The following is a 21,899-nucleotide window of genomic DNA, read 5'->3' on the forward strand; positions in this document are numbered from 1 at the left end:
CCGGGTCTGACTCCGGCCTACGGCCTCCGCAGGGCCAAAGTCGGTTTCAGAATGCCACCGCCACCACCATTTTATTTATACGTAATACGATAGGTTATGGTGAAAGCTAACCTAAGGTAATCTTCGCATGGGTAAGATTGGTTTAGTTTAACTTTCACAGGCGAAGAAATTAAAGATATTCGAAGTACGGAGATTTTTATGTATATAGATGATACAATAGCGGCCATTGCGACGCCGCCCGGCATCGGCGGGGTTGGTATTATTCGGGTCAGCGGTAAGGATAGTTTTCCTATTGTAAATAGCCTGTTCAAGAGCGCTGGCACGGTTCCGTTGATGGACCGCCAAAATAGAACGATTCAATACGGGACGATTGTGGATCCAGCGACGAACAAGACCATCGACGAGGTTCTTGTGTTATTGATGAAGGGCCCCCACTCCTACACGGCAGAGGATGTGGTGGAAATTCAGTGTCACGGCGGCATTGTGCCGGTTCGACAAATCTTGAAATTGCTCGTAAATCATGATGTGCGCATGGCAGAGGCCGGCGAATTTACGAAGCGCGCCTTTATGAACGGACGTATCGACCTCACTCAAGCAGAGGCAATCATTGATATTATTGAAGCAAAAACAGAGGACTCCCTTTCTCTCGCTGTATCGCAGCTGGACGGCACAGTTTCGTCCTTTGTAAAAGATGTGCGTGAACAGCTCATCGCCATGATTGCTCATTTAGAGGTAACTATCGACTATCCTGAGGAGGATATCGAGGATGTAACGAGCCAAGAGGTTCGTGAGCAGCTAGAGCCTATTTTGAAAGCTATGGATGAACTCTTGTCTACAGCGAACACAGGTCGTCTTATTCGCGATGGTATTACGACGGTTATTGTAGGCCGCCCCAATGCAGGTAAATCGAGCCTTATGAACGCTCTCTTGCGCGAAAACCGCGCTATTGTAACGGATATTCCGGGAACGACGCGGGACAGTATTGAAGAATATATGACCGTAGAAGGCATTTCATTGCGCCTCATCGATACGGCAGGTATTCGCGATACTCAAGATACGGTAGAAGCCCTCGGCGTGGAGCGTGCTCGCGATTATATCAACAAAGCAGACATCGTGCTCTGCGTTATAGATGGGTCTACTTCATTAACCCCTGAAGAAATCGAAATTTTGATCTCTGTGAGCGGTTTGAATACCATCGTACTCCTCAATAAGTCCGATGTGGCACAAGTCGTTACAGACGAAAATATCGAAGAACACGGCACATTTACAGCTATTGAGCGCATCAGTGCCAAAGACGGCGAAGGATCTGCAGTTCTCTCTAAATGGGTGCAAGAACTCGTCTATGGCGGTCGTGTAAAACAAGATAACAGCGCTATGATCAGTAACGTGCGCCACATCAGCCTCATGGAACAAGCGAAGGCTCAAGTCGAAGAAGCCCTCTCCTCCATCGACATGGGCATGCCGGTGGACTTTGTCGCTACCGATTTGCGTAGCGCCTGGGAACTACTAGGCGACATTACGGGCGATACCATTCGTGAATCCATGATCGACGAACTATTCAGTCGCTTCTGTTTAGGTAAATAACTTTCAAAATAAGTAATAAATATAAGGAATTCAATAGATATGTATACTGTAGATAATTATGATGTCATCGTCATCGGTGGCGGTCATGCTGGTTGTGAGGCGGCCCTCGCCTGCGCCCGCATGGGTCATCGCACGTTGATGGCGACCATCAGTTTGGATAATATTGCACTTATGCCGTGTAACCCTGCCGTTGGCGGTCCTGGTAAAAGCCATCTTGTGTATGAGCTCGATGCGTTGGGCGGTCAAATGGGTATCAATGCGGATGCTACGGCTATTCAAATGCGTATGCTCAACATGGGTAAAGGCCCTGCCGTGCATTCCTTGCGCTGCCAATCAGATAAAATTAAATACCAACATTTGATGAAACATACCTTGGAAAATACGGATAATCTCAATGTTAAGCAAATCATGGTGACCGAGCTCAAGGTTGAGGATGGCAAGGTAACGGGCATCGTTACTGAGCTTGGCGAATTCTATGGCGCTAAGGCTGTCATTCTTTGTACAGGGACCTATTTGAAAGGTAAAATCCTCATCGGCGATATCGACTATGTAGGTGGCCCAAATGGGCAACGGGTAGCGGAACAATTTTCTCAATCCCTACTAGATAATGGCGTTGAATTGATGCGCTTTAAGACTGGCACGCCAGCTCGCGTAGATAAACGGACGCTTAATATTGAAAATATGGCCGTTCAAGAAGGCGATGCACATCATCATGCCTTTTCCTTTATGGATGAATGGATCAACCGCAACGAAGATGTGTGCTGGTTGACGTATACGAATAAGGAAACGCATGAGATTATTAAAAGCAATATTCATCGTGCTCCTATGTACAGCGGTAAAATTGAAGGTGTTGGCCCGCGCTACTGCCCTTCCATCGAAGATAAGGTGGTGCGCTTTGCCGATAAAGAACGCCATCAATTATTCGTAGAACCAGAAGGAATGGGCACAAATGAAATGTATGTACAAGGCATGAGTACATCCCTTCCTATGGACGTACAATATGCATTCCTTCGCACCATTCCTGGTCTTGAAAACGTCGAAATCATGCGTCCTGCCTATGCTATTGAATACGATTGCTTGAACCCAACACAATTAACACCAGCGCTTCAAGTGAAACATATTGAAGGCCTCTACTCTGCAGGTCAAGCTAATGGTACATCTGGCTATGAAGAAGCCGCTGCACAAGGCCTCATGGCTGGTATTAATGCTGCTTTATGGCTTGAAGGTAAGGAACCTTTCATCCTTGCTCGCTCCGAAGCATACATTGGCGTTCTCATCGATGATCTCGTGACAAAAGGTACCAACGAACCGTACCGCATGATGACGAGCCGTAGTGAATACCGTCTATTGCTTCGTCAAGATAATGCGGACATGCGCCTTACCGAAAAAGGTCGTGAAATCGGCCTTGTGAAAGACGATCGTTGGGCTAAATTTACAGCTAAAAAAGCGGCCATCGAAGAAGGCATGGAATTGTTGCGCAACACACCTGTCAATCCGTCCAAGGAAACGCAAGCCTTGCTTGAAAGCTTGGGCACAGCCCCTATCAAAACAGGCATCCACGCATATGATTTGGTAAAACGTAACGAACTCTCCTATGCTACCGTAGCTGATGCATTCGGTTTGAAACGCTTTACACCTGACGTAGAAGAAGCTATGGATATTGCCATTACCTATGAAGGTTACATCAAAAAGCAAATGGAACAAGTTGAGAAGGTTCGCAAACTGGAAGAAAAAATTCTTCCAAAAGAATGGGATTATACAGAAATTAAAGGTATTTCCCTTGAAGCGCAACAAAAGCTCAACAAAATTCGCCCTCACTCCATCGGCCAAGCCAGCCGTATCTCTGGCGTATCCCCGGCGGACGTGTCTGTACTGTTGATTCAACTAGAACAATATAATAGGAACAAATAGAATATGTGATTACATAGAAAAAAGCTAGCTAATCGTTTGATTAACTAGCTTTTTTCTGTTATAAGATTTCCCGTTCCTGATGCTCATCGACTTCGCGACCTTGACTCATATAATCTGGAGTAAATAAGGATAGCCCAAGTTTAAATAAGAACCACATACATTTTTGTTTCATGGGTATCACCTCCTATTGATTGTAGTGTATCTATAAATGATACCATTAGCAAGCTTTATTTTTTATAAATGTAAAAGTGCGTATATACGTAAAAGTTTGTAAATTTATATGAATATTTATAAAATACATATTATTATACTAGTAAAATATGTACACTAGAGAAATACACTGAGTGTACATTCAGAATAGACAAAATAATCTGTATGTGAAGAAAAGTTCATAGTGATAAATTAGAGATAAATAGTAAAATTTAAAAGGTAGAAATAAGATATATAAATTTGGAAAAGGATGTGTTAGAAGGTTAACAAAATAGGTTTACAATTATGAGGCGGTTTAGATGATATAAGATTTTTATGCGTACCTCCTCTTTTTGCACTTTTATCTATATAATAAATGAGAATATATTGAGAATATGGTATAATAGATACAAATATGACTCTTATATTTCGCTTGTATGCTCTTTTTTAAGTGCTTTATATTAAGTTATCATAAAAACACTTAAATAGGCCTTACAGCGCGAATAAATGAATTTTAGCCTAAATTACATACATATAGTTAGGAGCACCGATGAAAGAAAAATATGATGTGCCTATCGCTAGTGAATCTGAATTTGTTGAATATATGCTTTCACAAATGGCAGCATTTGGTTTGCCATGCACACAGCAGCAAGCAAAAGATTTCTACGTGTACTATGCACGCATGATTGAAACAAATAAATACCTCAACCTGACGGGTATTACGGATATGAAGGAAGTCGTGGTTAAGCACATGATTGATTCCCTATCTTGTTATGATCCGTTGATAATCAAATCTGGTTCCTCTATTATTGACGTCGGGACCGGTGCAGGATTTCCCGGCATTCCCTTGGCCATTTATGATAGAACCGTGCACGTAACATTGTTTGATTCCCTCAAGAAACGCCTTACCTTTCTTGAGTCCGTTATCGACGAATTGCAATTGACGAACTGCAAGACCTTACATGGACGCGCTGAAGATTTGAGTCATCAGGACTATCGTGAAAGCTTTGATATCGCCACAAGCCGTGCCGTTGCAAGATTACCAATCCTATTAGAATGGACCGTGCCCTACGTTAAACAAGGAGGCTATGTTATCGCCTTAAAAGGCGCTATCTACGAAGAAGAAGTCGGCGAATCTGATAAAGCCCTTAGCACATTAAAAGCATCCATCGAAGATGTAAAAACCGTGACCTTACCGACATTGGATGATAAACGAGCTATCGTGTACATTAAGAAAACAGGAAAAACACCTGGGAAATATCCGAGAAAACCAAAAGAAATCAAAGATAGACCGCTATAAAAATAGACCATTCCAAAAGCCGATACGCTACTGCGCTTCGCGGAGCCCGAAATCGTTTTTGGAATGGTCTATTTTTTACAGTATAACGAAACAGGGAACAAATCAAAATTGATTTGTTCCCTGTTCTTTTAAGATTTGCATATTATTTAATCACGTGTAATGTCTTATAAATGAATAAAAAGGAATGTCCTTCCAAAACCGACTTTGGCCCTGCGAAGCCCGAAGGGCGTAGTCAGACCCGGCCGGTGGAGGTTTTGGGAGGACATTCCTTTTACTGTTGTATTAAAAGTATTACACGTGATCAATAATATGCAAAGTCGTATCTATATCATTAAGCGGCATGATATGTACGCCTGCAGCGATTTTTTTGATTTGTTCCAAGGTTTCGATGGCGATTTCTGTACCCGCTTCTTTTCCGCCTTTTTCTACGCGGTCTAGAATGTCTTGGGTAAGGTTAATCCCAGGCACTTTTTCGTGTAGGTATGTTGCCATTTTAAAGCTTTTAAGAGGAATCAAACCAAGCATAATAGGTACATTGAATTCAGACATTTTATCGATATAACGTTTAGCTTGTTCTAAATCATAGATTGGTTGTGTTTGCACAAAATGGGCCCCATTTTTGATTTTAGCAGCTAGTTTTTGACGTTCGATTTCTAAATCAGGAGCACCAGGATTGCCTGTAGCGCCAATGTAGAAGTTCGTAGGTTCATCGAGGTCGTTACCTGCTAAATCTTTACCGCTGTTCAATGTTTTAGCAATATTTAGTAAGCCCATGCAGTCCACTTCAAATACGGATTGTGCGAATGGGTGGTCGCCATGGTCCGGCTTATCGCCTGTCAGTGTCAAAATGTTATTAACACCAAGTGCTGCAGCACCGAGCAGTTCGGATTGTAAGCCTATGATGTTGCGGTCACGGCATGTGAGGTGGAAAATCGTTTCGATGCCTTCATTATGTTGCAATAAATAGGACAAGGAAATAGGGCTCATGCGCATTTTAGACATAGGGCTGTCCGCAATGTTTATGGCGTCAACCTTGCCTTTTAGGCGCGCTGCTTGTTCAAAAACCTTTTGGGCAGAACTGCTTTTAGGTGGGTCCAATTCAACGGTGATGGTGAACTGGCCTTTTTGGTGTTTCTCACGTAATGTCATCATATACCTCTTATCTATTCTATGTATGGTGAAAGCCTCATATGCGTTATGTGAGCATTATTTTAGACTTTAACCATGAGTATTATCTATATTATATGCCTAGATTAGCCATTATTTCAAAGTTTCAAAGAAATCGTTCGCGTGGTTTACAGCCGCGATGCCGTCCTTGGCGTAAATATCTGCGCCCGCTTGGTCAGCGTAATCTTGGGATACTACGGCGCCACCAACCATGACCTTCGTTTTAAGGCCGGCTGCACGAATAGCAGCGATGGTATTGTCGATTTGAGGCATTGTGGTCGTCATCAAGGAACAAATGCCTACGAGGGCCGCCTTGTTGTCCTTAATGGCTTGTACGATGACCTCAGGGTCAACATCCTTGCCGAGATCGACGATTTTATAACCATTGTTTTCGAGCAATGCAGCTACGATATTTTTGCCTAAATCGTGAATATCGCCCTTAACAGTGGCTACAACAACGGTTCCTTTATCTAAACTGTCGCTGGCCGGAATGATTTCTTTGATGGTATTGAAAGCAGCCTGCATCGTTTCCGCAGCGAGCATAACTTGTGGCAAGAATAATTTACCAGAACCGAATTTATCGCCTACTACGTTCATGGCTTCTGAAAGCCCTTTTTTCGTAATATCCAATGGGTCCATGCCGTCAGCTAATGCTTTTTTTACAAGATCAACAATGGCTTCCTTTTCGCCTTGTTCTACACAAGTGCGGATATTGGCTAATGGATCGTTGCTGTCAAAGGATGCTTTATCTGGACCTTTTGGCGCCGCATTGCCTGGTGCTGTAGTTTCGTCTTCGTAACCATATTCTTTGATGAATTCAGCAGAACCTGGGTCCCAACCAAGTAATGTAGTGCTTGATACAAATGCTTTTTTAGCTGCGTAGTTAAGCGGATTCATGATTGGTGTAGTCAAACCGGATGCAAGGGCCATTGTTAGGAATTGACCGTTTAGATATGGGCGTTGTGGCATGCCGAAGGAAATATTGGATAAGCCCATAACAGTTGGGAAACCGAATTTTTCTTTATATAAACGCAATGTGCTAAGCGTTTGTCGTGCACTATCTTCGCCGCTGGCAAGTGTTAATACCAATGGGTCAAGCAAGAGGTCGTGCGGTTGTAAACCATAGCCATATGCGCGATTTACGATGCTTTCAGCCAAAGCAACGCGATCCTCAGCCTTTTCAGGTAAATCACCACTGCAGATTGGCAAGCAAAGTAATGCAGCGCCATAGCGTTTAGCCAATGGCATAACGTGTGTGATGGACTCTTCTTCTCCATTTACAGAGTTGATAAGTGCACGGCCAGGATAGTTTTTAAGGGCTACCTCCATGGCTTTTGGATCCAATGTATCGATGGACAATGGCGTTTCCACAAGCATGGATAATTCGAAGATGGCTTTTTCCATCAAAGGTGTTTGATCCATACCGGCTACCCCCATATTCACATCGAGGATATCTGCACCTGCTTCTACTTGGTCTAAGGCATCGCGTTTTACACAAATGAAAGAACCGTCCCGTAGTTCTTGAGCAAGCACTTTACGACCTGTTGGGTTAATGCGTTCACCGATAATCAACGGTTTAACATTATGACCTAATTCAAGCAATTTTGTACGACTTGTAATCACCGTTTTTGGTTCAATATGAGCACGTTCCTTAGGCGTATGTGCTTTCACAGCGTCAGAAATTGATTGAATATGCGCTGGTGTTGTACCACAGCAGCCACCTACATAACTGGCACCTGCATCAACAATTGGAATCATCAATGGGCCCATATCTTCTGCTGAAAGCGGAAATACCGTTTGCTTGTTAATGAGTTGTGGCATACCTGCGTTTGGTTGGCAGATGATTGGTAAATTAGTAACACTAGCGATTTTTTCGATAAGTGGTGTGATTTGTTCAGGTCCAAGAGAACAGTTAATACCGATGATATCAGCCCCCATTGCCTCTACGATAGTTGTAGCAACCTCTGGAGGTGTACCAGTGATGGTACGACCGTCTTCACTGAAAGAAAATTGACAGATAATTTGTACATCTTCTTTAGTCTTACCTGCTGCTTCACGAGCATCTAAAGATGCTAATAGAGCGGCACGCATTTCTTGTACGTCGATAATCGTTTCGATAATGATGAAATCAACGCCGCCTTCAATCAAAGCCTCTGCTTGTTCTCTATATGTATCATAAATAGAATCAAAGCTCATATTACCCAATGGTTGTAAAAAACGTCCTGTAGGGCCCATAGAACCAGCCACACGAGCGGATGGCTTGAACTCTGCAATTGCTTCTTTGGCAACCTTTACGGCTGCTATATTTATTTCTTTTACACGATCTTGTAAATCGTAATCTTCTAATTTAAGGCCGCATGCGCCAAATGTATTAGTAGTAATTACATCACTACCATGTTGTAAATATTGTGCGTGGATATTTTTTACCACTTCTGGTCGTTCCACGTTAAATAATTCTGGGCAATAGCCCTCTTCTAGGCCTGCTGCTTGGAGCATTGTACCCATAGCGCCGTCAAAAATGTACATGTGAATCATCCTTTATATATAATAGATGCAATTATTGATATATGAACTCTGTGATGTCAGCCCGCCTTAAAGTATGTAAACATTAGAGTTGTGAATGAACATTTCTTTCTCGCTCCACCGGCCGGGTCTGTCTACGCCCTTTGGGCTCCGCAGGGCCAAAGTCGCTGTGAAAGTAATGTTTATTCACAAAATCTGTTAGCTACTTGTATGTGCGGGCTTACAATCTCGTTGTTCATCATCATAATTGCATCTTTTTATTATCATAAATAGATTGTTTCACGTGAAACATTTTTGCCTGCATATGGGTACAATGGTACAGAATTGGTACAATGGTACAGATGTACAAGGTAATGTTTCACGTGAAACATCGTGTGTTAAAATTTTATTCTGTTGGTTGTGCTTTCATAGCTATACCAGATGTTTCGGCTGTTGTTTTGCTTGTTTCTGGTTTTGTAGCCGCTGCTTTTTCTGGAAGTTTTCTTGATTGGCAATCTTTTTGTGAGCAAGAGCTACAACCGCGTTTTGTTGTCAAGCATTGATCTCCTGGCATCAAACCGATAATAGCTGTTACGGATTTTCTTGGAAATAATAAGAAGTTTTCTGTAACTTGTAGTCCGATTTGTTCGGTTTTGATGATTTTGCCAAGTTGTGGTTGAATTTCTAAAGGCCAGTTGCCATAGCCTGGGCTAAAACGCCATGTAGGTGCATAACCTTGTTTCTTAGCAATGTTATTGATTACCTCGTTAACTTGGTCAGCCACTTGTTCAACTGCAGTTGTTGCAGCTGCATCTAGTAAGAGACCTACGGTGTAGTTGCCTTGTTTGAATAGCTGTTCGCTACGTCTTTCAACGTCTTCACCGACTGTAACACCTAGCACATACACTTTCGTTGATTTTTCAAGATGTTTTTCAATGATAGAACCTTCAATTTTGAGCGGCGGATTACTTAGGATAACTTTGTTTTCCGCATCGTAATCATATTCTTGGTAGACACCCTTTGGTGTCGCTAATAATTGGATTTCTTTACAAGCTTCGTCGACGAATTTTTCTGGAAAATCTTCGGCATGACGAAGTCCTGCATATCGCTTTACTTCATCCTTGTTGATGACGGGAAGCATTCCGTTATAAATGGGCATGTGAAACGCCTCCTTTAAAAATAAAATAGATTGTATGGTTAAAATGTTAAACCTATTAAAATACTGTCTTTTATAAGTATAAATATATCTATATATACTGTAAAGGTCATAGCTTCATATAATTTATTAAGGTGCGTCCATAGAAAAAAGTTATACGTAATTATTTTATACATAATGGTGTAAATCAATTAAGTGATAACACATAATCAAATAAATTTATAAGCTCATATATCATGTTAGTGAACATATGTTTTTTGGAATGTTTCACGTGAAACATTCTTATTTGTTTTTAGATTTTATTTGAAAAATGATGGTCAGACCTATAAAGTTCTATTTCTTTTGCGTGCCCTATGTTATAATGAAATGAAATATTTTTGAACGTAAAGTTGAGGTGAATTTTGTGGGCAAAGTAATAGCGATTACTAATCAAAAAGGCGGTGTAGGCAAGACTACAACATCTGTTAATCTCAGTGCTTGTTTAGCTGATGCAGGCAAAAAGGTGTTATTAATAGATTTGGATCCGCAGGGTAATGCTAGTTCTGGATTAGGCATTGAAAAAGATGATTTGGAATTATGTATTCACGATGTGTTGATAGATGGTGAAGACATTACTAATGTGATTCAACCTACAATGCTTAAAAAGCTTTTTGTAGTGCCTTCAACGATTCAATTGGCTGGTGCTGAGGTAGAATTAGTAGGGATTGTTTCACGTGAAACAATTTTGAAAAAAGCCATCGCTTCTGTACGCGATGAGTATGATTTTATCATCATTGATTGCCCGCCATCTCTTGGTTTGCTAACATTGAATGCTTTCACAGCGGCTGACAGTGTTTTGATTCCAATTCAAACTGAATTTTATGCCTTGGAAGGTGTTAGTCAACTGGTTAAGACGATTACAATCGTGCAACAAACATCTAATAAAGAACTTGTAATAGAAGGTGTGTTACTTACCATGTTTGATGGACGTACTAATTTGTCTGTCCAAGTGGCAGATGAGGTAAAATCGTTCTTTGGTACTAAGGTGTATAAAACAATTATTCCTCGAAATGTTCGCCTCAGTGAAGCACCAAGTTATGGGGAACCGATTATTGTGTATGATCCGAAATCAAAGGGTGCGGCTGTTTACACTAAATTAGCTAAAGAGGTTATTCGAGATTCTAAGAAAACGAAATAATTGGTATGGAATAGACTAAATAAATATGATTATGTAATGTAAGCACAAACTGTATATTGGTTTGTGCTGCATTTTATATATGCGGTGTGAAAGTACTAATAGATTGGGGTTAATTATGGCGATGAAGCAGAAAAAGGAACGAAAAACATTAGCAGCAATGATGGGAGAACAGTCCATAGAGACGGCTTTACCTGAGCGTGAAGTTCACGAGTTGCCTATAGGGGAAGTGATTCCTAATGAGGATCAACCACGTAAGAATTTTGATGAACAAAGTTTAGCTACTTTGGCTGAATCTATTAAGAATTTAGGCATCTTTCAACCAATCGTCGTTCGCAAGCAAAAGGATAAATACCAAATCGTAGCCGGTGAGCGCCGCTATCGCGCTGCATTGATGGTGGGCCTAGAAACAGTACCTGTAGTTGTAAAAAATTATAATACAGAGGAAATGACAGAAGTCGCTTTAGTAGAAAATCTCCAACGTGAAGGCTTGGATCCGATTGAAGAAGCTTTGGCGTATCAAGGTTTGATGAATACGTATAGGCAAACTCAGGAGATGATTTCTGCACGACTTGGACGTAGTCGTTCTTATATTGCCAATATGATGCGCCTTTTGAAATTAGCTGCATCTGTTCAAAAGGATTTGATCGAAGGCGATTTAACTGTTGGTCAAGCTCGACCTTTATTGGCTTTACGTAGTGCAGCGCAACAAGTAGAAGCAGCAGAGCGCATCAAAGAGGGCGAGTTAAGCGCTCGTCAAGCAGAGCAGCTCGTGAAAGCAATGATGTCTAAAAAGACTAAGTCTAAAGACACTACAGAGCCACATGATACAGCTGAGGTTCGCGCATTGGTAGATCGTTTAAAATTGAGCCTAGGTTCTCCAGTATCTATTAAATTTAGAGCTGGTAAGAAGGTACAAGGTAAAATTGAAATTGCCTTTAGCTCTGAAACTGAATTAGAACGTCTTATTGCGTATATGGATGCTCAGGAGAGCACAGATGATGAAGAAACAATGGAGTTTCGCGTATAATGGAACAAACACCAAAGGCGAACCGCGTACACATCGGCTTTTTTGGACGTTGTAATGCGGGTAAATCGACCTTAATTAATATGCTAACGGATCAACCAGTATCCCTTGTGTCTGAGGTGGCAGGTACTACGACCGATCCCGTTAGCAAATCTATGGAAATATTGCCTCTAGGCCCTGTGGTCATTACCGATACAGCGGGTATTGACGATACATCGGAACTGGGCGCTCTTCGCATTGAAAAATCCGAAGAAATTATCAAAAAAATCAATCTCGCTGTCTATGTGTTGCGTAATGATGAAGCGCCCACTGCTGATGATATGATGTGGCTTAATAAGTTGAAACAAAACAATGTGCCTGTCGCATTATTCATCAATGAAATTAACGCTTTTGATAGTGAAAGCACTCATGATAACGATAGCAATGGTAATGATACTAATCCAAATTATGTAGATGCGTATCCTGATTTATCTGCTATTGCCACTGTCGTAGGCTCTACGGATTTTACATCGAATCGCGATCGTCTTACATTGCTCGATTTGCTAGGAGGGTTAACACCGCTCGATGTAGAAGGCGAGCAATCTTTGTTGCAGGGGTTGGTTGATTCTGGGGATGCTATTATCTTGGTATGTCCTATTGACTCGGCGGCGCCAAAGGGACGGTTGATTTTGCCTCAAGTACAGACAATTCGCGAAATTTTGGACCACAAAGGTCTTGCCTTGGTGTGCCAAACAGAAGAGCTACCGACCATGCTCAGTAAGCTTTCACAAAAACCAAAACTCGTCATCACCGATTCACAAGCCTTTGAAGCGGTGAATGCGTTGACGCCTACAGATATTCCATTAACATCATTCTCCATCTTAATGGCTCGGTTCAAGGGAAAATTGCAGGATTTAGTAACGGGGGTGAAAGCCCTTAACAACTTGAAACCTGGTGCGCGTGTGCTCATCAGTGAGGGCTGCACACATCGTCGCCAATGCGATGATATTGGAACCGTTAAAATTCCGATGTGGCTTAAAAAGAAGGGGCATACGAATCTACAGCTTGAATTTACCAGCGGTGGCGCGTTCCCTAAGGATGTGAGCGGTTATGATCTTATCATCCATTGCGGGGCTTGTATGTTGACGCGTCGCGAGGTGTTACGACGCATTGATTGTGCCGTTGTGCAAGGTACGCCTATTGTGAATTATGGTGTACTTATTGCGTCATTACATGGTATACTAGAACGTGCTATTAGTCCGTTTATGGACGAATTAGATAGAAAGGGTTTTGAATGTTAGAATCTATACAACCCTATATCGGTGTATTAGGATGCGTATTAGCCGTTATTTTATTGGTATATTGCATTATCCTACACATTAGATTAGGGAGCTTAACGAAGAAGTTCAATTTCTTCATGCAAGGTGAAAACGGGGCTAGCCTAGAACGTAAACTTTCAGTAGAAATCACTGAAATTCGCGAGGCTGCAAAGGGATTGCAGGATATGATTGAGGAACAAACTCAAATTCGCAATATTCAAGGCAACACATTGCAAAAAATCGGCTTTAAGAAGTATAATGCATTTGATAACATCGGCAACGATTTGTCCTTTGCCCTTACATTGCTTGATGGCAATAATAATGGGGTTTGCATTTCCAGTATCTATGGCCGAAATGACTCTCGTATTTTCAGTAAACCAATTGTGAAAGGTAAAAGTCTCGTTAATCTTTCACAAGAGGAATTAGAAAGTTTAAATGAAGCGCTTGGGGAACGTACGAATGAGGAAGCGTTAGCGAGCGTTATCCATTCTCAATAGGCAAATCGCCTTATCGTGTTCATATAGAGCGCACATGCATGATGAGTTGAGAAATGATTAAAAGTAAGGAAGGCATTTTGAAAGTACCAAGTATTTTGAGTTCTGTAGTGTCTCAGAATGGTGATAATTGCACCATTACATTGAGTCATAAACAAGCGAAGATTGTAGCCGTAGTGGCCGTAATCTTATTTGTAGCAGCACTTGTTTTATCCATTTGGGGCATTGCACGACAAGCAGAAATCGTTCAATTGCGTCAACAAACACAATTGCAAACAGAACAATTAAAACTGTTACAACAAAAAACAGAAGTGTTGGATAAGAAAATCCAAAACTTAAATCAAATTAGTGAAGAAAACAAACAAATGTTGAAGGGTGCTGAGTCCGGCACACCATCTCAAGGTGGTAGCGATGGCTCTGACCCAAAGCAGGAAGCCGCTAGCGATGAGACTAGTCCCACGCTAAGTGCGGCGCAACTTTCAGCAAGACTATCTAAATTAGATAAGGATGCACAAAAATTATTGGTTAGCTTCTACACGATGCGAAACATTTTGCGCGATGGTGGGGCTCAAGACATCGCTGCATTGCAACAATTGAACTACACCACAGGTTCTGGTGGATATACGAATAGTACAACGCCAAGCATCTGGCCAAGTAAGGGTGTTATTACATCCCCATATGGCACTCGTGTCGATCCTGTGACCGGTGCTGCTAGCGCATTCCACGAAGGTGTCGATATCGCTGACGATTACGGCACACCTATCGTTGCTACTGCAGCGGGTACCGTAACATTTGCAGGCTACACCGAAGGCGGTTATGGTAACCTCGTAGAAATCGATCACGGCAACGGATTTGTGACTCGCTATGGCCACAATAGCGCCGTTCTCGTTACACCGGGCATGACCGTAAAACAAGGCCAAGTCATCGCCCTTATGGGTAGTACTGGTAAAAGTACTGGCGCACACGTACACTACGAAGTACGGATTAATGGATCCGCGGTTGATCCAATGGTATTTTTGCCAATTAGTAATTAAATATGCTATGTGAAAGAGAGTGTCCTCCAAAAACAACACGCTACTGCGCTTGCGCGGAGCCCGAAGTTGTTTTTGGAGGACACTCCTTTTCTACGCTATATATTAATTACTAAACTGGCGGGAGTGGGGAAGCTACTGCGCTTACGCGGAGCCCGAAATCATTTTCCGGAGGGGTCTATCTTTTTTCTATCTAAATTTAGTTGACTAATTGGCATAAAATACCATTGTACAATTTAGGATAAAGAAGTGTACGAGATTGGCTTATATATGCCTTATAAAAAATAGAACAGGCGTGTTCTAATTCTGAGTACCTAATATATGTGCCCTAAAAAATAGAACAGGCGTGTACTAATTTTGGGGACCTAGTATATGTGTTTAAAAAATAGAACAGGCGTGTACTAATTCTGGGGACCTAGTATATGTGTTTTAAAATAGAACAGGAGTGTACTAATTCTGAGGATCTAGTATATGTGTTTTGAAATAGAACAGGAGTGTACTAATTCTGGGGACCTAGTATATGTGTCTTAAAAAATAGAACAGGCCTGTTCTATTTTTTGGGACACACTATAAGGAACCTATGTAACAAGTATTCATTACATCTCTTCCCAAACGGCTGGGTTGGTAGTAATTCATATACCATAATTGGTACATGTTTATATACTGCTGGTATAGATATCACATGTGGGATAATCCTTTTGGGTTGATAATAATATCTATTGGATATTGTATTGGTATCTATTATTTTATAAGCATACATTATTGAAGTGCTAGATGGTAAGATGATGATGGGGTTCTAAATCCGACTTTGGCCCTGCGAAGGCCGAAGGCCGTAGTCAGACCTGGCCGGTGGAGGATTTAGGGCCCCATCATCATCATGTTTGGCACCAATGTGTAGGTAATATAATTAATGGATCAATAGATATTATTATCTTATGCATAATTAGGATTGTCTTTCATGTGATATCTATTCCTTTTCGTCTATAAATATTGTACAATTATGGTATATGAACGGAGGTATATCTATGAAGGCCTATGTACAAGTTTATACCGGCGAAGGCAAGGGTAAAACGACGGCTGCAATCGGTCTCGCTATACGAGCTATAGGCGCTGGCAAAAAGGTTTTATTTTTACAGTTTATGAAGTCTAAAGTGTATAGTGAACATAATATTTTACCGACCCTCAAAAATATTACATTAGAAACTGTAGGTAAACCGTTTTTTATCATCAAGGAAGGCATGAAGAGCAAGGATGAGCTCGCCAAATGGGGTGATGAGGTGGTTGTATTTGAATCGGGAAATCCGCCTAAGGATTATGTAGCGCTTATTGAAAAGGGCTATGAACGCGCGTTAGAGGCTGTATCTAGCGGCGACTATGATTTGGTGGTTCTCGACGAATATAACATGGCTTTGTTCTTTGAACTCATTGATTGGAAAAAAACGGAGGCTCTATTAGAGGCTCGTAATCCGGAAACCGAAGTGGTGTTTACGGGGCGCGGGGCACCGCAAGAACTTCTTGATGTGGCCGATCTTGTAACGGAAATGAAGGAAGTTAAGCATTATTACATGCAAGGTGTAATGGCTCGCAAGGGCATTGAAAATTAGAGTATACTTTCACAAATCCCATAACCTAAGGAGGTGATGTGGTTGAGTATAGTCGCTATTGTGGCACTCGTCGTAGTGCTTCTCATCGTAGCGCTGATCATGATTATCCTACTAACGCCAATCACATATAGCATCGAATGGAACGGCAGGACGCCGTACCGCGTAGAACTGTCAGTCAAATGGCTGTGGCGCGTATTGTCGCTGCATCTCGCATATTTTCAGGGCAAACCTTTTTTTAAACAACTTTATCTATTAGGTATGCAGAAAATAGGCCCTGTGAAAGAATACGACGAATGGATTCAACAACGGGTTGATGACGAATATCAGAAGGCTGTTGACGAATTTGAAAATGATCCGATGGCTGCGCAGGCGGAAGCGATGATGAAAGCCATGCAAGGTGATGGCCAGGGCGGTACTGAACCGACTGAGCCGACGACTACTGGTGTTTCTGGTGAAAGCCTAGATGCTACGCGCAGTGCAGGGCAAACATCAGATGCACAAGGTAAACAGGTTCGCGTTGAACGTGTTGATGCATCTAAGGATGATAATAAGGGTGCTGAAGCGCGGGCTGCACAATATGATTCAATTCGCGATAACCCGACGATGAAACCTGATGATGAAGTGATGGAAAAGGTCACTTTCAATAGTGATGGCACCGTAAAAGAGAAGGTATTTACGAAAATAGACGGCTTGAAAGATAGCGTAAAATCGCGCTTTCAAAAACCAGATCCTAATGATCCGGTGGCTAGCTTTAAATCGAAAATCCCGACCTTTTGGTTCATGAAACATGTGACGAATACGGAATTGTGGCGTCAATTGTTGCTTGTTTCTAAGCGGTGTTATGACCATTCTAAACCACGAGATATCGCTGTAGAAGGGCGTATCGGCATCGGTGATCCTTTTAAGGGTGGCATGTTTGCTTCGATGTTGTACAGTATTTGGCCTGAACAGGCTGAACATATCGAGATTGATTATTTGAATTGGCATTTAGAAGGTAGCGGCCACATTAAAGGGCGCATTATTCTAGGCGCGTTGGCATGGCACGGCACGCGATTCGTGCTTTCACAACCAATGCGTGCACTCATAGCTGAAACGGTCAAGGTCGTTTGGGTTAAGCGCAAAGAAAAGAAAGAATTAGAACGATTGAAAGCGGAACAGGCCGCTAACGCATAGTTGACATCAGTGGAGGTACTACGATGGAGAACAGTAACGTAAAAGAAAATTTAGAAGTCCTTTTTGAGAAGTTCAAAAATATGATTAAGGTGGAAACTGTAGTCGGTGAAGCGGTGCAAATCGGCGATACTACATTGGTTCCATTTGTGGACGTAACATTTGGTTTCGGCACTGGCACAAACCACAATACATCTGGCAAGAATCATGAATGTGGCGGCGGTGGCGGCGGCGCTCGCATGGAACCAAGCGCTGTGCTCGTGATTAAAGGCGAACGCATCGAGTTATTCAACATTAAAGGCAATCCTTACAGCAATAGCTTTGATCGCCTTATCGGTTTGGTGCCTGACCTCGTGTCTAAATTGAAATCCGATAAATATATCTATCTTAATGATGAACAATAATAGATAGTAAATTTTTAATAAGGGTTCATGATGAATTCATGGGCCCTTATTATTATTTAATAGTATACAATTTAATTATTAGATGCTATATCTCATCTATGATTTTTGAGGGTTTTTACTTGTGAAAGCAAGTTAGATTTGATATAGTAAAAATAGTGCATTACATGTTTGTGTAATGGAACTTTACTGTTCAGGAGGATCTCAAATGAAATTAACTAAAAAATTGACAACATTGGCTATTGTTGGTGCTATCTCCGCTACCACTGCTGTGGCAAGCGCTGCTAACATTGGTTTAGTGCAAATGAGTCAAGTTGTAAATAGCTATCCTGGTTACGGTGCACTCGATATGAAAATGCAACAAGTAGATGCACAATACCGTCCACAAATTGAAAAGAAAATGCAAGAAATTGACAAAATTAAAGATCAAGCTCAAGCAGAAGCAGAATTCAATAAATCCGTAGCTCCATTGTTACAAAAAGAAAATGACGAAGTGAATAAAATTGCACAACCTATGATGCAAAACATTCACAACGCTATTGAATCCGTTCGCGTTGAAAAGAAAATGGACGTTGTATTAGACGACCCATACACAATCCGCGCAGCTGATGCAAATAGTAATGTTGAAAATATTACAGATGAAGTAATTAAACGTCTAAAAAAATAATATTTTAATGTCGCTTTGGCGATAAGTAAAAAGACACCCTCCTAAAAACTCCACCGGCCGGGTCTGTTCCTTTGGAACAGGGCCAAAGTCGTTTTTAGGAGGGTGTCTTTTTTCTCTCTAAATTACATATAAAATATTATTTTTTTAGACAGTAGGTAGAAAGACAAAGTCGTTTTTCGAGAGGGGGCTGTTTTCCTCTATCCAAGATAGATATTAATTTTTTCAGACAGTAGGGGGAAGGGCCAAAGTCGTTTTCAGAGGGGTATCCCTTTTTTCGCTAATCTCTTTGGATAAAATATTATTTTTTTAGACTGTAGGTAGAAGGACAAAGTCGATTTTCGAGAGGGGGCTGTTTATCTCTATCAGAGATAGATATTAATTTTTTTAGACTAAGAAACAGAGGGGACGCAGGGTGTTTTGTGTTGGTTGGTTTGTTATGGTATGGTATGATTTAGTTGTAATTGAGGGCGGCGAAGGAGGTTTTGTAGATGTCTTTTATGCAGGTTTGTTGGAATTTGATGCGGTATCCGCGGTCTAAGGGGATTCCGTATATTATGGAGAATGGTACGTTTGATCAAGCGCTAGTTTTTATGTTGCGTTTGTTTGGCATTATGCTTGGTTTGTCGGTGGTGGAAAATGGTATCATATTTTTTATCACGCCTGCGACCATGCTAGATACGATTGTATCGATTTTAGGCTTTGTTTTTGCCTGGTTTTTCCTAAAAGGGCTTTGGCTTATATTGGCCTATTTTTATGTGAAAGCCACTAGTAATCGTGATCTTATGTTTAAGGATACGTTCATGGCCGTTTCGTATGCGATGGCCTTTGATTTACCTATAACTGTATTGTCCTTACTCGGTGCTGTACTCGTTATTGTATTGAGCCTTGCCGGAGCGGGTATGATTGCGTTCGGAGTTCAATCTATTTTGGGCCTAATCGCATTTGTATTAGCTATATATTATATGCTTTGCTCCCTTGGACTCTACCGTCAGATGTTAAAGACTACATCAATGCATATTATTATCATTGCTATTGTATATACTGTACTTTTAATAAGTGCATCTATGATGTTACGAGTATAGGTGAAAGTTATTTTATAAATATTAAACAATACAATACGTGAAAGCAAAAAAACGAGCTTAGAATGAATCCAGGCTCGTTTTATTTTATGTGCTAAATGGGCAGATAAAGAATTTAGTATTTTATTTAGTCAATCGATAGCTCATGTCGAGGAGCATTTTTATTCTTTCAGTAGGCACAGAGCCATCCAAAGAAATGGTTAGCCAATTGGCCTTATTCATATGATAGGCTGCGTATATGCCTGGTTCCTTACGAAAGGCACCAATCATGGTGGGCTCGCATTTGATGTTTAACACATCGATAGGCCGAATGTTTGACCATCCTAATTTATCGGTAGTAATATTCATGACTAGGGCGAACCATTTATGATTACTTTGATGGCGGTACACCTTGTAATGCGGGAACTGCGTCCAAGGAGTATTGGTGGTAGTATCTTCAAATTGATTGTGAATATAGGTTTCTAAATCTTCGCGTGTCATGTAAATCCTTCTTTCTCTCTTACATAATTAGTATATTCTCTTATGAAAGCAACTGCAAGCAAAAACACTATATTCTATAGAAATACAGTTATGAAATTAAGATATTAGGACTAAGAATGTAAAAAAACACCTATATATGGTAATAGTTACTGTTTTGTATAACTTACCACTTATAGGTGTTTTTTATATATAGACACTAAGGAGAGGAGGAGGTCATATCTATATAATCTTATTCAGGTTTATGAACGAGGTTTACGATGAATTCGCTATCTTCAACAAGCGTTGCTTGAATGTAGTTATCGCCATTAAATTCGAGAACTTCACCTGGTACGAGTACATGTTCCTCTGTTTCGTTAAGGAATACTTGAACTGTGCCCTTAACAACAGTAAAGATAACATTGGCTTCAGGATGATTATGTTTTTCTACCTTTTCGCCTGCTTTACCGCCTTTTTTTACGATCACATAATTAGGACCTTGGAATAATAAACCTAATTCTTTTTTTACTGTGCCTGCCATGATGCTGCACCTCCTATATTTGAAAGTATATGAGTAATGATTTATCTTATGGTTCTATTATAACTGATATTTCTTATCAATTCTGTGTCTATAGCTACACTTTTATAAGAAATTTTAAATTAGAACAGGCCTGTACTATTTTTAAGACACATATACTAGGTCCCTAGAAATAGAACAGGCCTGTTCTAATTTTTTTAGACGCATATATTAGGTGCCTAGAAATAGAACACGCCTGTTCTATTTGTTTAGACACATATACTAGATCTCCAGAATTAGAACAGGCCTGTTCTATTTTTTTTAGACACATATACTAGATCCCCGGAATTAGAACACGCCTGTTCTATTTTTTTAGACGCATATACTAGATCCCCGGAAATAGAACACGCCTGTTCTAATTTTTGAGATACATATACTAGGTGCCTAGAAATAGAACAGGCCTGTTCTAATTTTTGAGATACATATACTAGGTGCCTAGAAATAGAACAGGCCTGTTCTATTTTTTTAGATACATATACTAGATCTCCAGAAATAGAACACGCCTGTTCTAATTTTTTTAGGCACATATATTGGATCATTAGAAATAAAAAACGCGAGCGTAAAATTTTACGTTCGCGTTTTCGTTCGTTGTACGCCGAATAGGCATGACTAAACCCCCAGTTAAACTGGGGGTCGGTAAAAAATTCTTAGAGAAAAGGAAAGAACCTCCTAGTGGTAAAATGAAGTTGGTCTGGCAACCACAACATTTCAACATAGGAGGTTCAATGTCAATGAATGACGTAAAAAGCTTATCACATAGTAAATGGAGATGTAAATATCATATTGTTTTTGCACCAAAGTATAGAAGGCAAATAATTTATGGACGGATAAAAGCTGATGTAGGTAAAATTTTAAGAGATTTATGTAATAGAAAAAATGTAGAGATTATAGAGGCAGAATGCTGTCCGGATCATATTCATATGTTAGTAACTATTCCACCACATTTAAGTGTATCAAGTTTTATGGGATATTTAAAAAGCAAAAGTAGCCTCATGATATTCGATAAACACGCAAATTTAAAATATAAGTATGGAAATAGACATTTCTGGTGTAGAGGATATTATGTGGATACAGTGGGAAGATACGAAGGAGCGATAAAAGAGTATATTCGC

General features: G+C 40.7%; 19 protein-coding genes. 14 read left to right on the forward strand and 5 right to left on the reverse strand.

Annotated elements, in window-relative coordinates:
* The first annotated feature begins 198 nt into the window (after positions 1-198).
* From mnmE to rsmG, 3 genes are all read left to right on the forward strand, one after another.
* Positions 199-1,584: a tRNA uridine-5-carboxymethylaminomethyl(34) synthesis GTPase MnmE gene (mnmE, locus tag HMPREF1151_RS05600; RefSeq protein WP_009661364.1), complete on the forward strand. Its 1,386-nt coding sequence runs from the start codon at positions 199-201 to the stop codon at positions 1,582-1,584.
* Between the two features lie 39 nt (positions 1,585-1,623).
* Entirely contained in the window at positions 1,624-3,495 is a 1,872-nt protein-coding gene (gene mnmG / locus HMPREF1151_RS05605) for a tRNA uridine-5-carboxymethylaminomethyl(34) synthesis enzyme MnmG (RefSeq protein ID WP_009661368.1), read from the forward strand.
* Between the two features lie 739 nt (positions 3,496-4,234).
* Positions 4,235-4,984 (forward strand): 16S rRNA (guanine(527)-N(7))-methyltransferase RsmG, encoded by a 750-nt coding sequence (rsmG, locus tag HMPREF1151_RS05610; RefSeq protein WP_009661322.1) that lies wholly within the window; start codon positions 4,235-4,237, stop codon positions 4,982-4,984.
* Between the two features lie 291 nt (positions 4,985-5,275).
* On the opposite strand, the gene HMPREF1151_RS05615 is transcribed toward rsmG, so the two are convergent.
* The 3 genes from HMPREF1151_RS05615 to HMPREF1151_RS05625 all read right to left on the reverse strand — a co-directional run bounded on the left by HMPREF1151_RS05615 (position 5,276) and on the right by HMPREF1151_RS05625 (position 9,812).
* The gene (locus tag HMPREF1151_RS05615) at positions 5,276-6,133 is read right to left on the reverse strand and encodes a methylenetetrahydrofolate reductase (protein WP_005375925.1); all 858 of its coding nucleotides are present in this window, start codon (positions 6,131-6,133) and stop codon (positions 5,276-5,278) included.
* Positions 6,134-6,244: 111 nt separating this feature from the next.
* The gene (locus HMPREF1151_RS05620; protein ID WP_009661380.1) at positions 6,245-8,677 is read right to left on the reverse strand and encodes a homocysteine S-methyltransferase family protein; all 2,433 of its coding nucleotides are present in this window, start codon (positions 8,675-8,677) and stop codon (positions 6,245-6,247) included.
* A 382-nt stretch (positions 8,678-9,059) separates the two neighbouring features.
* A complete protein-coding gene (locus HMPREF1151_RS05625; RefSeq protein ID WP_005375806.1) occupies positions 9,060-9,812 on the reverse strand; it encodes a methionine synthase in 753 nt (250 codons plus the stop codon).
* Between the two features lie 400 nt (positions 9,813-10,212).
* On the opposite strand from HMPREF1151_RS05625, the gene HMPREF1151_RS05630 reads away from it, so the two are divergent.
* From HMPREF1151_RS05630 to HMPREF1151_RS05675, 10 genes are all read left to right on the forward strand, one after another.
* Positions 10,213-10,986 (forward strand): ParA family protein, encoded by a 774-nt coding sequence (locus HMPREF1151_RS05630; RefSeq protein ID WP_009661393.1) that lies wholly within the window; start codon positions 10,213-10,215, stop codon positions 10,984-10,986.
* 115 nt (positions 10,987-11,101) lie between these two features.
* Positions 11,102-12,013 carry a ParB/RepB/Spo0J family partition protein gene (locus HMPREF1151_RS05635; RefSeq protein WP_009661357.1) on the forward strand — a complete coding sequence of 304 codons (912 nt, stop codon included), beginning with the start codon at positions 11,102-11,104 and terminating at the stop codon, positions 12,011-12,013.
* Positions 12,013-13,290 (forward strand): [FeFe] hydrogenase H-cluster maturation GTPase HydF, encoded by a 1,278-nt coding sequence (hydF, locus tag HMPREF1151_RS05640; protein ID WP_009661338.1) that lies wholly within the window; start codon positions 12,013-12,015, stop codon positions 13,288-13,290. The genes HMPREF1151_RS05635 and hydF overlap by 1 nt, the downstream gene beginning before the upstream one ends.
* Positions 13,284-13,805 carry a DUF4446 family protein gene (locus HMPREF1151_RS05645; protein WP_005382831.1) on the forward strand — a complete coding sequence of 174 codons (522 nt, stop codon included), beginning with the start codon at positions 13,284-13,286 and terminating at the stop codon, positions 13,803-13,805. The genes hydF and HMPREF1151_RS05645 overlap by 7 nt, the downstream gene beginning before the upstream one ends.
* A 53-nt stretch (positions 13,806-13,858) precedes the next feature.
* Positions 13,859-14,836, forward strand: coding sequence for a M23 family metallopeptidase (locus HMPREF1151_RS05650; protein WP_009661386.1), 978 nt, complete (start codon positions 13,859-13,861; stop codon positions 14,834-14,836).
* Positions 14,837-15,858: 1,022 nt separating this feature from the next.
* Positions 15,859-16,437, forward strand: coding sequence for a cob(I)yrinic acid a,c-diamide adenosyltransferase (locus HMPREF1151_RS05655; protein WP_005375894.1), 579 nt, complete (start codon positions 15,859-15,861; stop codon positions 16,435-16,437).
* A 42-nt stretch (positions 16,438-16,479) separates the two neighbouring features.
* Positions 16,480-17,610 carry a hypothetical protein gene (locus HMPREF1151_RS05660; RefSeq protein ID WP_038141375.1) on the forward strand — a complete coding sequence of 377 codons (1,131 nt, stop codon included), beginning with the start codon at positions 16,480-16,482 and terminating at the stop codon, positions 17,608-17,610.
* Positions 17,611-17,633: 23 nt separating this feature from the next.
* Positions 17,634-18,011: a GerW family sporulation protein gene (locus tag HMPREF1151_RS05665; RefSeq protein WP_005379443.1), complete on the forward strand. Its 378-nt coding sequence runs from the start codon at positions 17,634-17,636 to the stop codon at positions 18,009-18,011.
* A 205-nt stretch (positions 18,012-18,216) separates the two neighbouring features.
* Positions 18,217-18,675 carry an OmpH family outer membrane protein gene (locus tag HMPREF1151_RS05670; RefSeq protein WP_005375856.1) on the forward strand — a complete coding sequence of 153 codons (459 nt, stop codon included), beginning with the start codon at positions 18,217-18,219 and terminating at the stop codon, positions 18,673-18,675.
* 488 nt (positions 18,676-19,163) lie between these two features.
* A complete protein-coding gene (locus HMPREF1151_RS05675) occupies positions 19,164-19,757 on the forward strand; it encodes a hypothetical protein (protein ID WP_009661374.1) in 594 nt (197 codons plus the stop codon).
* A gap of 120 nt (positions 19,758-19,877) precedes the next feature.
* Here the strand turns inward: HMPREF1151_RS05675 and HMPREF1151_RS05680 are convergent, their stop codons facing one another.
* Positions 19,878-20,234 (reverse strand): MmcQ/YjbR family DNA-binding protein, encoded by a 357-nt coding sequence (locus tag HMPREF1151_RS05680; RefSeq protein WP_005375917.1) that lies wholly within the window; start codon positions 20,232-20,234, stop codon positions 19,878-19,880.
* A gap of 229 nt (positions 20,235-20,463) precedes the next feature.
* Positions 20,464-20,751 (reverse strand): cupin domain-containing protein, encoded by a 288-nt coding sequence (locus HMPREF1151_RS05685; RefSeq protein ID WP_005375909.1) that lies wholly within the window; start codon positions 20,749-20,751, stop codon positions 20,464-20,466.
* A gap of 767 nt (positions 20,752-21,518) precedes the next feature.
* Here HMPREF1151_RS05685 and tnpA point away from each other — a divergent pair.
* Positions 21,519-21,899 (forward strand): IS200/IS605 family transposase (tnpA, locus tag HMPREF1151_RS05690; RefSeq protein WP_038141190.1); only part of this gene is annotated, 381 nt, incomplete at its 3' end.

Source organism: Veillonella sp. ACP1 (genome assembly GCF_000286635.1).
In the GTDB taxonomy this organism is placed as follows: Bacteria; Bacillota; Negativicutes; order Veillonellales; family Veillonellaceae; genus Veillonella; species Veillonella atypica.